This window comes from Streptococcus oralis, from assembly GCF_003943825.1.
Taxonomy (GTDB): Bacteria; Bacillota; Bacilli; order Lactobacillales; family Streptococcaceae; genus Streptococcus; species Streptococcus oralis_CD.
Map to the genome: position 1 here is coordinate 19,239 of NZ_RJNJ01000013.1, position 11,748 is coordinate 30,986.

Below are 11,748 nucleotides of genomic sequence, written 5' to 3' on the forward strand. Positions count from 1 at the left end.
TAAACTATTTTCATCATTCTTTCAAAAAATATTCTATTAAGAAATATGTAAAGACAGATTAGAAAGTGGGAAATCCCTATGTCCTCTTATGAAAAAGTCTCTCTTTCTGAGATCAATCAATCTATTGAGACTCCAAATAACAATCATTTTTGGCAAAATCTAAAAGCATTCTTAGGACCTGGTGCACTTGTGGCAGTTGGCTACATGGATCCTGGAAATTGGATTACCAGTGTGGTTGGTGGCGCCTCCTACAAGTACAGCCTTTTATTTGTTATTTTAATTTCATCCATCATTGCTATGCAACTACAACAGATGGCTGGGAAGCTCGGTATCGTGACTAGGATGGACCTAGCGCAGGCCACAGCTCATCATGCTCCCAAGTGGCTTCGCTATAGTTTGTGGGTGATTTTAGAATTAGCTTTAATGGCGACAGACTTGGCTGAGGTTCTAGGTTCAGCGATTGCCTTAAATCTTTTGTTTAAAATACCGATTATGATTGCTATCCTCTTAACCGTTTTAGATGTGTTTCTTTTGTTGTTGTTGATGAAATTTGGTTTCAAAAAAATTGAAGCTATTGTTACGACCCTTATTTTAACCATATTAGCTATCTTTACCTATCTTGTGGCCTTATCCAATCCAAGTATCCAGGGGATCATTGGTGGTTATTTGCCAACTTCAACTTTATTTGAAACACCGTTACCGGGTCATGAAAGTCAATTGACCTTGGCTCTAGGAATTGTGGGAGCGACAGTCATGCCCCATAATCTCTATCTTCATTCCTCTCTATCCAGACAAGGAAAATCAATCACAAAGATAAGAAGGATGTTCGAAAAGCCGTGCGTTTTATGACCTGGGATTCAAATCTTCAGTTGTCCCTAGCCTTTATTGTCAATTCCTTGCTTCTTATTTTAGGGGCCTCTCTCTTTTTTGGTCATGCATCTGAAATTTCAGCATTCTCCCAAATGTACAATGCTTTACAGGATTCGACAATAGCAGGAGCGATAGCTAGTTCAACTCTGTCAACTTTGTTTGCTTTAGCCCTTTTAGCAAGTGGTCAAAATTCGACCATTACAGGTACTTTGACAGGACAGATTGTCATGGAAGGCTTCTTGCATCTGAAATTGCCTCAGTGGATTATCCGTATCGGTACCCGTATTTTTGCATTGCTTCCTGTGATTGTTGTTGCCGTTTTGTTTGGATATCAAGAAAAAACCTTGGATCAGTTATTGGTCTATTCACAGGTCTTTTTGTCAATTGCTCTTCCGTTTTCAATCTTCCCCTTAATTTATCTGACCTCTAAGAAGTCACTGATGGGAGAATTCACCAATGCCAAGTGGAACACAATCCTAGGTTACGCAGTTTCAATCATCTTGACCATTCTAAATATCAAGCTTCTTTTCGATATTTTTTAACCTCGTTTGACATCAATTATAGTATCAGCGTGAAGGTTGACAAATAGAAAGTAGTAGTGATTGGTTCATAAAAAGAAGTACAAAAAAAGAACAGTGGTAACTGTTCTTTTTTTGATTATTTGAGACCGTATTTTTTGTTGAAACGATCCACGCGTCCATCTGCTTGAGTGAACTTTTGACGTCCAGTGTAGAATGGGTGTGAGTCTGATGAAATTTCCACACGGATCAATGGGTAAGTTTCGCCTTCGAACTCAACAGTTTCGTTAGAGCGTTTTGTTGAACCGCTAAGGAATTTGTAACCAGTAGTTGTATCCATGAAGACAACTGGGCGATATTCTGGATGGATATCTTTTTTCATTTTGCAATATTTCCTTTCTGCCATGGTCTCTTTGCGAGCCATAGATTGTTACCATACTAGTCTATCAGATTCTGATAAGTTTGGCAAGTCTTTTCCCTGATTTTATTAAAAATCTTGATAAAAAATCACTCCAGTGTTTACTGGAGTGAGGGTAGAAGAATGATTAGTTCTCTTGATTTGGAGCTTTTTCTTCTTGTTGATTTTTTACTTCTGTTTCTTTTACTGGTTTTGTGTTTTCTTCTGCTGATTTAGCCTCTTTTTCAGTTTCAGCTTCAGCCTCTGTTTCTGTTGGTTCGGCTACTGGCTCAGCTTCTGTTTTTGTTTCAGATTCAGATTCAGTAGTTTCTTCTTTTACTGGTTCTGCGTTTTCTGCTGCTGATTCAGCTTCCACATTAGCTGGTTCCTTAGCTTCTTCTGTTTGCTCGGTTTCCTCTTTAGCTGTCTCTGTTTTTTCAGCTGTAGTTTCTTCTTTTTTACGTTCTTGAGATTCTTTTTTGATTTCTTCTACTGCAGTTTTAACGGTAGAGCTTGTTACACGTCCGACAGTCTGAGCAAAATCTTTACCAGATTCAGCTAATTCAGTAAATGACTCTTTTGTAATTTTACCACCTGACATTGCCAAGAGACCAGTTACAACAAGTGCAATGCTAGCAAGAATAGCCAAAATCAAACCAAAGCCGATTGAAATGCCATATCCACCAAAGTTAGACATGTATTTATTTACATTAAAGAGACTATTTAGTGTGACAAGAGTTGCAATTGCACCTGCAACAATGACACCAATTGAGAACCCTTTAGACATTGCTTTATTCATATTATTCAAGCACGCAAGAACAATAGATACAATAGCAGCGATAATGACAAACCACCCATCTCCTTGGTAACCATTCACGCTATAAGACCCAAAAGAACCTGCATTTAAACTAGCCCATGGCAAGAGTGAACCAAGAATGGCTACTCCAGCAGAAATGAGAATATACAAACGATTTTTTTCCATTATTATGTCTCCTTTTATTCAGTTTGATTTATTATACCATAAACTGAGGTACAAAGAAACCGTATATTTTAAGAATCTAGCATATAAAAGGCCAAGAAAATTCTTTCTTAGCCTTGGTGAATCTGTAGAGCCTCTTTCAGTTCTTTATATATTTGTTCATTTTCTTCTAGACTATAGGAATTGGCGCCACTGGCTAATGGATGCCCTCCTCCATCGTGTCGTTTAGCAATTTCATTGATAGGGATGATTTTACTGCGCATTCGCACACGGAAGTGACCATCAGCTTGCTCAACAAAGATAGCCCAAGCCTTAACAGTATCAATTCGACCAGGTGCTCCGACAATTGCCGCTGTTTCAGCATCTGTAACCTTATATTTTTTCAAGATATCTTGAGTAAGTAGAACGCGTGCAGCACCGTTTTTATCAACTTCTAAGTGATCATAGACATACCCTTGCAGTTTTGCAATCTTGAAGCTCATGGTATCCATTTGACGAGACAATCCAGCAAAGTCAAAATCAATTTCTCGGAGCTGGGCAGCTATTCTAAAGGTACGGGCACTAGTTGACGGGTAGAGAAAACGTCCTGTGTCCCCGACAATTCCTGCATAGAGAAGTCGTGCCGCTTCACTAGACAAAGCTAGCTGATTTTCTTGAGCAAATAATGCAATCATCTCACTGGCACTGCTTGAACTTGTATCCACCCAAGATAGGTCACCGTAGATATCATCATTTGGATGGTGATCGATTTTGATGGTGAAAGCAGCTTGTTCGTAGCGTTTATCATCGATACGAGGACGATTTGCTGTATCACAAATAATAGCAAGAGCTCCTTTGTAGTCACTGTCTTGGACACTATCCATTTCCGCCATCCAAGTCAAAGTAGGTTCGTTATAACCGACGGCTTTGATGGTCTTTTCTGGAAAATGGTGTGTGAGAAGAGCTTTCAAGCCCACTTGACTCCCTAAGGCATCTGGATCTGGTTTCATATGACGGTGAATGATAATGGTATCGTATTCTTTGATTTTCTCTAATATTTGCTGGCAAATTTCCATAAATAACCTCAATTCTTTCTCATTTCATTGTAGCACAAGAATTTTTATTTTTAAAATGAAAAAGATATGATATAATGGAGAAAGATAAATTGAGGAGGACGATATGGCATTAGCAAAAATTGTATTTGCCAGTATGACCGGTAATACCGAAGAAATTGCAGATATTGTAGCAGACAAATTGCGTGACTTGGGCTTGGATGTCGATGTGGATGAATGTACGACTGTTGACGCTTCAGACTTCTTGGAGGCAGACATCGCAATCGTTGCGACTTATACTTACGGTGATGGAGAATTGCCAGATGAGATGATGGACTTCTACGAAGACCTAGCAGATCTCAACTTGAATGGCAAAATCTACGGGGTTGTTGGATCAGGTGATACCTTCTACGACGAATTCTGTAAGGCTGTTGATGACTTTGATCGCGTTTTTGTAGCGACAGGAGCAGAAAAAGGTTCAGAGTGTGTTAAAGTGGACCTTTCTGCTGAAGAAGAAGACATCGAGCGTTTGGAACAATTCGCAGAAGAATTGGCTGCAAAAGTAGGATAAGAATCAAATTGCGCTGACTGGAAGAAGTCAGTGCGTTTTTTTATTAGTTATTTTGGGATTTTACTAGCCTATTTGGTAGCTTTTTGATACAATAATTCAAATAAAGGAGGAGACTGTATGAACTTAGATATGATTCGGCAAGAAATTGATCAAATCGACGACCAAATCGTTAAGCTCCTAGAAGAACGGATGCACTTAGTTGAAGGGGTTGTCGCTTATAAGAAAGCATCTGGTAAGCCAATCTTAGATACCAAGCGAGAAGAAATCATTTTTGAAAAAGTCAGAAATCGAGTAGAAGATAAGCGCTATCAGGAGACCATTGTTGCGACTTTTTCAGATATTCTCAAACGTTCGCGTGATTATCAGGATCAAAACATTAAATGAAAAAAGAACAATTTTATCCGCTAGGGATTTTTCTAGCTGCAATGGTGGGAGGCCTTGTCCGCTATCTCATTTCCACTTGGTTACCAGCTAGCCCAGACTTTCCTTGGGGAACCCTTCTCGTCAATTATCTGGGAATATTCTGCCTGATCTATCTGGTAAAAGGCTATCTGGCCCATAAGGGAACTAGTAAAGGCTTGGTTTTGGCGCTGGGGACAGGATTTTGTGGTGGCCTGACAACCTTTTCTAGCCTAATGCTTGATGCAGTAAAACTGCTTGATACCGGGCGTTATCTTAGCTTAGGCATCTACTTATTTTTGAGCATTGGTGGAGGTCTACTCTTGGCTTATGTTCTAGGGAGGAAGAAATGGTAATCGTTTATCTTGCAATCGCCTGCGGGCTTGGAGCCCTGGTGCGTTATTTCTTTTCCCGCTATAATCAAGCTTCTAAATTGCCATTGGGAACTCTCATAGCCAATCTTCTAGGATGTTTTTTGATCGGCTTGCTCTACAACCATGTGGAGTCCAAGGAAGTCTATGCTATCCTAGCGACAGGTTTCTTTGGTGGGTTGACGACCTTTTCAACTCTGAATGACGAGCTGCAAAAACTGTTAAGTGACAAGAAGGTGTTTTATAGCTACTTTCTCTTAACTTATATAGGCGGTTTTCTAGCGATTTTTTTAGGAATTCTGCTATAAATTTCTTTACTTTTAGGTGGAAATTTGGTAAACTGTATCTTGTGTGTAATGGACGCACAAAAATACAGTTTATCCGCTGAGGAAGGTTCCTCAAGATTGACAAAGATAGGAGAATAAAATGAATCCATTAATCCAAAGCTTGACTGAAGGTCAACTTCGTACAGATATCCCATCATTCCGTCCTGGTGACACTGTTCGTGTACACGCGAAAGTTGTCGAAGGTAACCGTGAACGTATCCAGATTTTTGAAGGTGTTGTTATTGCACGTAAAGGTGCTGGCATCTCAGAAAACTACACAGTTCGTAAAATCTCTAACGGTGTAGGTGTTGAGCGTATCTTCCCAATCCACACTCCACGTGTTGAAAAGATCGAAGTTGTTCGTTACGGTAAAGTACGTCGTGCGAAATTGTACTACTTGCGTGCTCTTCAAGGTAAAGCAGCTCGTATCAAAGAAATCCGTCGTTAATTCGACTAAAAACTCTGCTCACCCAGCAGGGTTTTTCTCTAGCTCCCTTAGTTCAATGGATATAACAACTCCCTCCTAAGGAGTAGTTGCTGGTTCGATTCCGGCAGGGGGCATAGAAACTATTGATTTTACTGGGTGTTTGAGGTGTTTCACCCCAAATTCGCCCCTAAATTTGCGAATATCTCTCTTACTTCTGAGTTACTTGCCTCTTCTAGTTCTTTTAATTGATGAGCGTAGACTTCGATGGTGACGTTCATATTCTCATGACCAAGGATTTTTGAAATAGATAGTAATTCAATATGCTTTGCAATCAAAAAAGAAGCATAGGTATGTCTAAGCGAATGAGCATGAACATTTCTACCAACAATTCTTCTTAATGTCTTATTGACTGCTATCTAAGCAATTCATCAAGTCTGGTGATGGCTGGTACTATCTGAAGGCAAACGGTGAACTTCATACAGAACCAGCATTCAAAACCGAACCAGATGGTCCGGTGACCGTCGTTGACAAACCAAAAGAAGAAAAATAAAAAAACAGAAAGACTTTCAAATTAGATTACACAAACCGCAAGCAATAGCTTGCGGTTTTTTCGTTTGCAATAATAAAAGCAGTGACCGAAATCACTGCTTATCAGCTGTAGCAAATTCATAGAGCTTTTCTGCCGTTAGAAGCGCCATTTTATCCATGCTTGTTTTTCCTTTTCTAAGATCAGAAACAGTAGTCCATGGAACTCCAGCACCTTGTGAAATAGTAGAAGTAGATATAGAACTGTCTAATAATTCTTGAATAACTTTTCTCATATTCTTTACCTCAATTTTTTATCTTAATCATATTATATAACGGAGAACCGAGGTGTCAAGTGTTTTAATAAATTATTTCAAAATATTTTCACCCTAAACCTGCCCCAAAAAAATTATTATTTTATATTTTTCAATCGTTTTTCTTTTTATAAAAATCATAAATGACAACAAATCAGAAAGATTGATATATACTATTATGTTTGCAGGGGGCAGTAATTCAATCAAAAAGCACTGAATGATCAGTGTTTTTTTTGTCTTAAAATAGAAACCATTTCAGATGAAAATGGAGGTGTGGTATAATAGGAGAAAGTATAAGTGCTTATTTGAAGGGGAATTTCTCTCCTTATTATGAGTATAAGGATTTAGTTTTTTGAGAAAAATAATGATGTTTGAGTAAAGAAGGAAATGGAATGAAAATTTCTGGAACAAGCGGTAACATTACTTTTGACTATGAAAATGGTTATGTTTTAAAAGCAGAGGGAGAGTTGTTGACTGCTGGTAGCTTTATTGTATATAGGTCAAGCATACAGAATTGGGAGCCACCTTACAATCACATTCTTATCACACAGAACGAGATAGATAAACTTGTCGAGGAAGTGAACTCCAGGATGACGGAGCAATCAATTCAGATCGAATTTATCTGAGTTAGAGTAGGAGAAGGGCGATGAAAATTGATTACAGTGAACAGATGCTCACATGGGAGTGGGATAGCAATGAAATAAAGATAGAATTACCAGAAATCATTCATGCGGAATATCATAAAGATGAGAACATGGTGATGGTTTATAGTGGAGAAAACTTTGTAAGCAAAATCATTTTCTACTTTAGTTTAGAAGGAAAACTGTTAGGGAAACAAAATCTACTAGAAGGAACCCTAGATTGGAATCATAATGGGAAGCATCAGGTTATTTTTCAACATTTACATCATCTTCGCTTTAGCCCTAAATATCAGCGTATCTTCAGTATATTTCGCTCATCCAGCGATTTTGACGTTCCATCAGAACTAGAAGTTTATAATTTAGAAGGTGAGAAAATCGACCAAATTGAATCTCCTGCAGGATTTACTATGCTATATATTTCTGAGATAAGTAAGAAGAAACTGAGAATTGTATGCGAAGCTCTTAAAGAGGATTGTTTTGATAAATCTGGTCGAAGTGATTTCTATTTTAATTTAGATTTAGAAACTAGAAAATGGATAAAAGATGGCGTAGCTTATTGAGGAAGAGGAATAGAAGACAGATTTTTATTATATTTTATGCTGAGAGATAATTGCATTGGGAGAATACAAATGAAACCAACAAAACTACAATGGGAAGATGTTATCCAGTTCGAAGAAGTAAAAGGTTACGGAAAATCCATCTGGAGAAATGATAACAAGTATTATTTAGTTTCAGAAGAGGGAACCGTAGCTTCTTGGTTAGTTGTCTATGAATTACCACAAGAATTATTTATCTTACTAGAGAGTGGAAAACGGACTCTACTTGAAATATCTTGCAAAGTTAAGCACGATTCTTGGCCACCAACGGAAGAAGAAAAGAACGAAATTAGAAAAGATAGAGCTAGAAAAAAGCCAATTGTGCTGATTTCCAACCGTAAAAATCAGTTGCTTTTTAGTGATAAAGAACTTGAAATGCTTATTCCCCAAGCCGAACAACAATGGATAGAATCAATGGGCAAACTTCCAGATGATTATGTATCACCACTTAAGTAAAGTAGGGATATAATGAAACCCCATGAGCCAGCTGGAAAAATTCAATCAAAAATATCAAAAGAATCAAGGGTTTTCCATTATTGAGTGAAAGTGATGGGAGTTGTAACTCTGTATAGATGAACTGTAAGTTGGGACAAATATTATGAATGAGAATTTAAAGTTTGATTTGTTAAAACAAGATGTAGAAAAAGAAATTAGAGAAAAAGGCTTTGAAAATCTTTATTATGCTTTGTTTGATGAGCATAGTAGTCAACTTTGGGCTATCCATCTATTCTATCGAGATGGGAAATTTATGGTAAATAGTCGGGACGACCGGACCTATATAATGGGGAAAACAAGGGAGTTTGAGAATTTTGAAGAGGCAAAGCAATTATTTCTTAATTTAATGGAGTCTTTTATCGAAATGAACAGATATTTTGTACAGAATGGAGATTCACCCTACTACTCATGTAGTTTGTGGGATAAATAAGGAGATCAAGCAAAGATGAGAGACGAAGTCAAAGAACGTTTAGAACTGCTGTCAGCCATTCATGATTTAGGCTACGAGAGTTTGAGATATTCCATCTTTAATGAACATAGACCTTCTGAGTGGGAAACTAGGATAGATTATAATCCAGAATTGGAATTGTATGAAGTTTACTCAACGATGGACCGAGCAAGTACAGGAAGTATTTTTAAGTTTAAAACATTTGAAGAAGCAAAAGAAAAATTTATCCATAATCTAAAGTTAACAGTTTTTCAAAATAAAACTTCCGTTGAAAATGGAGAAGTTCCTGAATACCCCTCTCCGTTATGGGATAAAATCGAAGTTGACATTGAGAACATGAGATGTATAGTTGAGCAAGAAATTAAAAAACGTCATTTTGAGAGCTTACATTACGTTTTATTTGACGAAAATAAACGTCTTCCTTGGGCATTTCATCTTTATCAGAAAAATGGAAAATTTTATGTTGATGGTCGAGATGATCGATCATATATAGTTGGACATAGCAAAGAGTACGATAATTTTGAAAGTGCAAAGAAAGATTTTTTTGATAAATTAGAACTTGTTATAGAATCTAATAAACTGAATATACAATTAGGATTGCCAGTAGAATATTCATCACCATTATGGGACGAAAAAGGAGATGACTAGAATATGAGAGACGAAGCCAAAGAACGTTCTGAACTTTTATTAGCCATTCAAGATTTAGGCTACGAGAGTTTGAGGTATTCCATCTTTAATGAATACGGTCCTGGTGAATGGGAAGTTGTAATAGAGTTTGACGATTCTAAGCAAGTTTACAATGTCTACGCCACCATGGATCGAGCAAGTAAGGGAGGGATTTTCGACTTTACAGACTTTTCAGAAGCAAAAGAGAAATTTTTAAAATTTTTGGGAGATACTATTTTTTTTAATCGTTATTATGTTCAAGAAGGAATGGATAAGATGTATTCCTCTCCATTATGGGACGGTTCTGAGACTCTTTCAAGAGAGATTATTGAAAACTATAAGAGAATAATTGAAAAATCCATTAGCGAAAAGAACTACCAATCTTTAGTCTATGTTTTATTTAATGAAAAAGATACTACTCCTTTCGCGATTCATCTGTTCTTTAGGGATAACCTGTTTATGGTAAATTGTAGAGATGATAGGTCTTATATTATGGGAAAAACATTTGAATTTACTAATTTTTTGGAAGCAAAAGAGAAATTCTTCAAGCTGTTAGATTTTACAGTTCGTGAAGGACGAAGAGATGTAGTAAACAGCGGAAGTTATATGTACCCCTCTCCATTATGGGACAAGGAAGAGACTGATTAATGATTCAGAGCTAGTAGTATAAAGATTTTAAATAGAGAAAGAAGCAGAAAATATGACTCAGAAAGAACAAGCAATGATCTATCCCTTGCCAACTGATGCGCTATTACAGGAAAGAGAAGTAGCGTGGAGGGTTAAACTGCCTGATGATTATAAGGAATTTATAAAGAATGAGAATGGATTGATTCCGTCAAAACGGTATTTTCATTTTGGGAATAATGAGAAAGTAATCGATCGCTTTTTAGCTATACTAGCTATTTCAGGTGAGAAGGCAGAAGAGGATTATGATATCGGAGTTGTGAGTACACAATTGGAAGGTCGCATTGTCTTTGATGAAGATTATGTTGGAATGCAACTAATCCCCATAGCAGCATTGTTCGGAGGTGATTTTGTTTGTCTAAATTATATAGAGAATCCCGAAAATCCAAGCATGTGCATCTGGTATCACGAAGAATCCTACGAGCTGGAGCCTGCTATAGAGTTTGTAGCAAATAATTTTACAGAGTTTTTAGAGATGCTGTATTGATAGAAAAAAGGTATCGGAGAAGAGCATTATCCGCCCCTAGAAAAGGAGTTAATACATGTTAAGAGACAAACACAAAGATCATGCATATTTTGAAAAACGTTTGAATCGTGTACAAAAACGTTTAAGAGAAGATGTCGAGATGACAGATGAAATTTCGGAGAAGTATTTGTTATTCCATTACCAAGATTTGGTTTTGAATAATGAAGAATTAGTGAAACTTTCCTATTCTATAGGGGCTTCGAAAGAGGAGATTTTCCCTTATTATCAAGGGATTCTTTCTAATTTAAAGCTCATTGCCTCAGAGGGAGTCCCATTTGATTTAGCAGTTAATATTTTTGCCTTGGGAGTTCTCTACAGTGAGCGCAAGGAAGAGTTTTTGGATGATTTGAAGGCTATTTATGAGCAGATGGACCACACAGATGGCTTGATTGAATACTACATGACCTATCTATTCCATGACAAGATAGTTCCTTTTCATTCGATTCTAGAGTATCAAAATATGATTGAAGACACTTATGAGAGTGTAGCCAAGGCGCAGGGATTCTGGTATTATAGCCACTCGGATGAACCTTGGTATGGAACACATAAGTATGACAATAGAGGTTATGATGGCTACTGGAGTTTTGACACCGCCGCAACCTGCAAGATCAAAGGAATTTATGACGAACGCTTGAAAGACTTAGAGTACTTCCCATATGACTTGTTAGTGCAGGGAGAGTAGGCTGAAAATTGGAGTTAATACATGTTAAGAGACAAACATAAAGATCGAGCGTATTTTGAAAAACGTTTGAATCGTATACAAAAACGTTTAAGAGAAGATATCGAGATGACAGATGAAATTTCGGAGAAGTATTTGTTGTTCCATTATCAAGATTTGGTTTTGGATAATGAAGAACTAGTGAAACTTTCCTATTCTATAGGGGCTTCGAAAGAGGAGATTTTCCCCTATTATCGAGGTGTTCTGTCTCATCTCAAAGTTATTGCTTCAGAGGGAGTTCCCTTT

Annotated in this window: 19 protein-coding genes, 1 tRNA gene and 2 pseudogenes; 17 read left to right on the forward strand and 5 right to left on the reverse strand. The window is 37.3% G+C overall.

The features are described 5' to 3' along the window. Window positions 1–78: 78 nt before the first annotated feature. Window positions 79–1,412, forward strand: a pseudogene (locus D8863_RS09580) (Nramp family divalent metal transporter). A 115-nt stretch (window positions 1,413–1,527) separates the two neighbouring features. Here the strand turns inward: D8863_RS09580 and D8863_RS09585 are convergent. The 3 genes from D8863_RS09585 to D8863_RS09595 form a co-directional block, all read right to left on the reverse strand. Further along, a complete protein-coding gene (locus D8863_RS09585; RefSeq protein WP_000710762.1) occupies window positions 1,528–1,770 on the reverse strand; it encodes a type B 50S ribosomal protein L31 in 243 nt (80 codons plus the stop codon). Between the two features lie 163 nt (window positions 1,771–1,933). Further along, window positions 1,934–2,767: a lantibiotic ABC transporter permease gene (locus D8863_RS09590; RefSeq protein ID WP_125441777.1), complete on the reverse strand. Its 834-nt coding sequence runs from the start codon at window positions 2,765–2,767 to the stop codon at window positions 1,934–1,936. 107 nt (window positions 2,768–2,874) lie between these two features. Next, on the reverse strand, window positions 2,875–3,819 hold the full coding sequence (locus D8863_RS09595) for a DHH family phosphoesterase (protein WP_125441778.1): 945 nt from the start codon (window positions 3,817–3,819) through the stop codon (window positions 2,875–2,877). Between the two features lie 103 nt (window positions 3,820–3,922). On the opposite strand from D8863_RS09595, the gene D8863_RS09600 reads away from it, so the two are divergent. The 6 genes from D8863_RS09600 (at window position 3,923) to D8863_RS09625 (ending at window position 6,023) form a co-directional block, all read left to right on the forward strand. Beyond that, the gene (locus tag D8863_RS09600) at window positions 3,923–4,366 is read left to right on the forward strand and encodes a flavodoxin (RefSeq protein WP_001162125.1); all 444 of its coding nucleotides are present in this window, start codon (window positions 3,923–3,925) and stop codon (window positions 4,364–4,366) included. A gap of 117 nt (window positions 4,367–4,483) precedes the next feature. Continuing rightward, window positions 4,484–4,750, forward strand: coding sequence for a chorismate mutase (locus tag D8863_RS09605; protein ID WP_125441779.1), 267 nt, complete (start codon window positions 4,484–4,486; stop codon window positions 4,748–4,750). Next, window positions 4,747–5,121, forward strand: coding sequence for a fluoride efflux transporter CrcB (crcB, locus tag D8863_RS09610; protein ID WP_125441780.1), 375 nt, complete (start codon window positions 4,747–4,749; stop codon window positions 5,119–5,121). The genes D8863_RS09605 and crcB (D8863_RS09610) overlap by 4 nt, the downstream gene beginning before the upstream one ends. Beyond that, window positions 5,115–5,444 carry a fluoride efflux transporter CrcB gene (crcB, locus tag D8863_RS09615; RefSeq protein WP_125441781.1) on the forward strand — a complete coding sequence of 110 codons (330 nt, stop codon included), beginning with the start codon at window positions 5,115–5,117 and terminating at the stop codon, window positions 5,442–5,444. The genes crcB (D8863_RS09610) and crcB (D8863_RS09615) overlap by 7 nt, the downstream gene beginning before the upstream one ends. Window positions 5,445–5,562: 118 nt before the next feature. Beyond that, a complete protein-coding gene (gene rplS, locus D8863_RS09620) occupies window positions 5,563–5,910 on the forward strand; it encodes a 50S ribosomal protein L19 (RefSeq protein ID WP_001068669.1) in 348 nt (115 codons plus the stop codon). A gap of 41 nt (window positions 5,911–5,951) precedes the next feature. Further along, window positions 5,952–6,023: transfer RNA gene (locus tag D8863_RS09625), tRNA-Arg, on the forward strand. 36 nt (window positions 6,024–6,059) lie between these two features. Here D8863_RS09625 and D8863_RS09630 read toward each other — a convergent pair. Further along, window positions 6,060–6,305 carry a tyrosine-type recombinase/integrase gene (locus D8863_RS09630; RefSeq protein ID WP_125441791.1) on the reverse strand — a complete coding sequence of 82 codons (246 nt, stop codon included), beginning with the start codon at window positions 6,303–6,305 and terminating at the stop codon, window positions 6,060–6,062. Between D8863_RS09630 and D8863_RS09635 the strand changes: the two genes are divergently transcribed. Beyond that, on the forward strand, window positions 6,299–6,439 hold the full coding sequence (locus D8863_RS09635; RefSeq protein ID WP_260468706.1) for a hypothetical protein: 141 nt from the start codon (window positions 6,299–6,301) through the stop codon (window positions 6,437–6,439). The genes D8863_RS09630 and D8863_RS09635 overlap by 7 nt on opposite strands. Window positions 6,440–6,530: 91 nt before the next feature. On the opposite strand, the gene D8863_RS09640 is transcribed toward D8863_RS09635, so the two are convergent. Then, entirely contained in the window at window positions 6,531–6,710 is a 180-nt protein-coding gene (locus D8863_RS09640; protein WP_125441782.1) for a hypothetical protein, read from the reverse strand. A 410-nt stretch (window positions 6,711–7,120) separates the two neighbouring features. Between D8863_RS09640 and D8863_RS09645 the strand changes: the two genes are divergently transcribed. From D8863_RS09645 to D8863_RS09685, 9 genes and pseudogenes are all read left to right on the forward strand, one after another. Then, window positions 7,121–7,354, forward strand: a complete 234-nt coding sequence (locus D8863_RS09645) for an Imm74 family immunity protein (protein WP_125441783.1) — start codon at window positions 7,121–7,123, stop codon at window positions 7,352–7,354. 20 nt (window positions 7,355–7,374) lie between these two features. Next, complete coding sequence (locus D8863_RS09650) at window positions 7,375–7,929, forward strand: hypothetical protein (protein WP_125441784.1); 555 nt, start codon at window positions 7,375–7,377, stop codon at window positions 7,927–7,929. Between the two features lie 69 nt (window positions 7,930–7,998). Further along, the gene (locus D8863_RS09655; RefSeq protein ID WP_125441785.1) at window positions 7,999–8,421 is read left to right on the forward strand and encodes a hypothetical protein; all 423 of its coding nucleotides are present in this window, start codon (window positions 7,999–8,001) and stop codon (window positions 8,419–8,421) included. A gap of 142 nt (window positions 8,422–8,563) precedes the next feature. Next, window positions 8,564–8,890, forward strand: a complete 327-nt coding sequence (locus D8863_RS09660; protein WP_070683301.1) for an Imm59 family immunity protein — start codon at window positions 8,564–8,566, stop codon at window positions 8,888–8,890. Window positions 8,891–8,905: 15 nt separating this feature from the next. Next, a complete protein-coding gene (locus D8863_RS09665; protein WP_125441786.1) occupies window positions 8,906–9,556 on the forward strand; it encodes an Imm59 family immunity protein in 651 nt (216 codons plus the stop codon). 3 nt (window positions 9,557–9,559) lie between these two features. Beyond that, complete coding sequence (locus D8863_RS11350; protein ID WP_125441787.1) at window positions 9,560–10,222, forward strand: Imm59 family immunity protein; 663 nt, start codon at window positions 9,560–9,562, stop codon at window positions 10,220–10,222. A gap of 52 nt (window positions 10,223–10,274) precedes the next feature. Next, on the forward strand, window positions 10,275–10,745 hold the full coding sequence (locus D8863_RS09675; protein ID WP_125441788.1) for an SMI1/KNR4 family protein: 471 nt from the start codon (window positions 10,275–10,277) through the stop codon (window positions 10,743–10,745). Window positions 10,746–10,800: 55 nt separating this feature from the next. Next, the gene (locus tag D8863_RS09680) at window positions 10,801–11,466 is read left to right on the forward strand and encodes a PoNe immunity protein domain-containing protein (protein WP_125441789.1); all 666 of its coding nucleotides are present in this window, start codon (window positions 10,801–10,803) and stop codon (window positions 11,464–11,466) included. 21 nt (window positions 11,467–11,487) lie between these two features. Further along, window positions 11,488–11,748 (forward strand): annotated as a pseudogene (locus tag D8863_RS09685) (PoNe immunity protein domain-containing protein); the annotation flags it as partial.

Excerpts from the sequence above, each read along its gene's own strand:
- D8863_RS09585 (WP_000710762.1), bottom strand. The coding sequence starts at position 1,770 with ATGAAAAAAGATATCCATCCAGAATATCGCCCAGTTGTCTTCATGGAT.
- D8863_RS09590 (WP_125441777.1), bottom strand. The coding sequence starts at position 2,767 with ATGGAAAAAAATCGTTTGTATATTCTCATTTCTGCTGGAGTAGCCATT.
- D8863_RS09595 (WP_125441778.1), bottom strand. The coding sequence starts at position 3,819 with ATGGAAATTTGCCAGCAAATATTAGAGAAAATCAAAGAATACGATACC.
- D8863_RS09600 (WP_001162125.1), top strand. The coding sequence starts at position 3,923 with ATGGCATTAGCAAAAATTGTATTTGCCAGTATGACCGGTAATACCGAA.
- D8863_RS09605 (WP_125441779.1), top strand. The coding sequence starts at position 4,484 with ATGAACTTAGATATGATTCGGCAAGAAATTGATCAAATCGACGACCAA.
- crcB (WP_125441780.1), top strand. The coding sequence starts at position 4,747 with ATGAAAAAAGAACAATTTTATCCGCTAGGGATTTTTCTAGCTGCAATG.
- crcB (WP_125441781.1), top strand. The coding sequence starts at position 5,115 with ATGGTAATCGTTTATCTTGCAATCGCCTGCGGGCTTGGAGCCCTGGTG.
- rplS (WP_001068669.1), top strand. The coding sequence starts at position 5,563 with ATGAATCCATTAATCCAAAGCTTGACTGAAGGTCAACTTCGTACAGAT.
- D8863_RS09640 (WP_125441782.1), bottom strand. The coding sequence starts at position 6,710 with ATGAGAAAAGTTATTCAAGAATTATTAGACAGTTCTATATCTACTTCT.
- D8863_RS09645 (WP_125441783.1), top strand. The coding sequence starts at position 7,121 with ATGAAAATTTCTGGAACAAGCGGTAACATTACTTTTGACTATGAAAAT.
- D8863_RS09650 (WP_125441784.1), top strand. The coding sequence starts at position 7,375 with ATGAAAATTGATTACAGTGAACAGATGCTCACATGGGAGTGGGATAGC.
- D8863_RS09655 (WP_125441785.1), top strand. The coding sequence starts at position 7,999 with ATGAAACCAACAAAACTACAATGGGAAGATGTTATCCAGTTCGAAGAA.
- D8863_RS09660 (WP_070683301.1), top strand. The coding sequence starts at position 8,564 with ATGAATGAGAATTTAAAGTTTGATTTGTTAAAACAAGATGTAGAAAAA.
- D8863_RS09665 (WP_125441786.1), top strand. The coding sequence starts at position 8,906 with ATGAGAGACGAAGTCAAAGAACGTTTAGAACTGCTGTCAGCCATTCAT.
- D8863_RS11350 (WP_125441787.1), top strand. The coding sequence starts at position 9,560 with ATGAGAGACGAAGCCAAAGAACGTTCTGAACTTTTATTAGCCATTCAA.
- D8863_RS09675 (WP_125441788.1), top strand. The coding sequence starts at position 10,275 with ATGACTCAGAAAGAACAAGCAATGATCTATCCCTTGCCAACTGATGCG.
- D8863_RS09680 (WP_125441789.1), top strand. The coding sequence starts at position 10,801 with ATGTTAAGAGACAAACACAAAGATCATGCATATTTTGAAAAACGTTTG.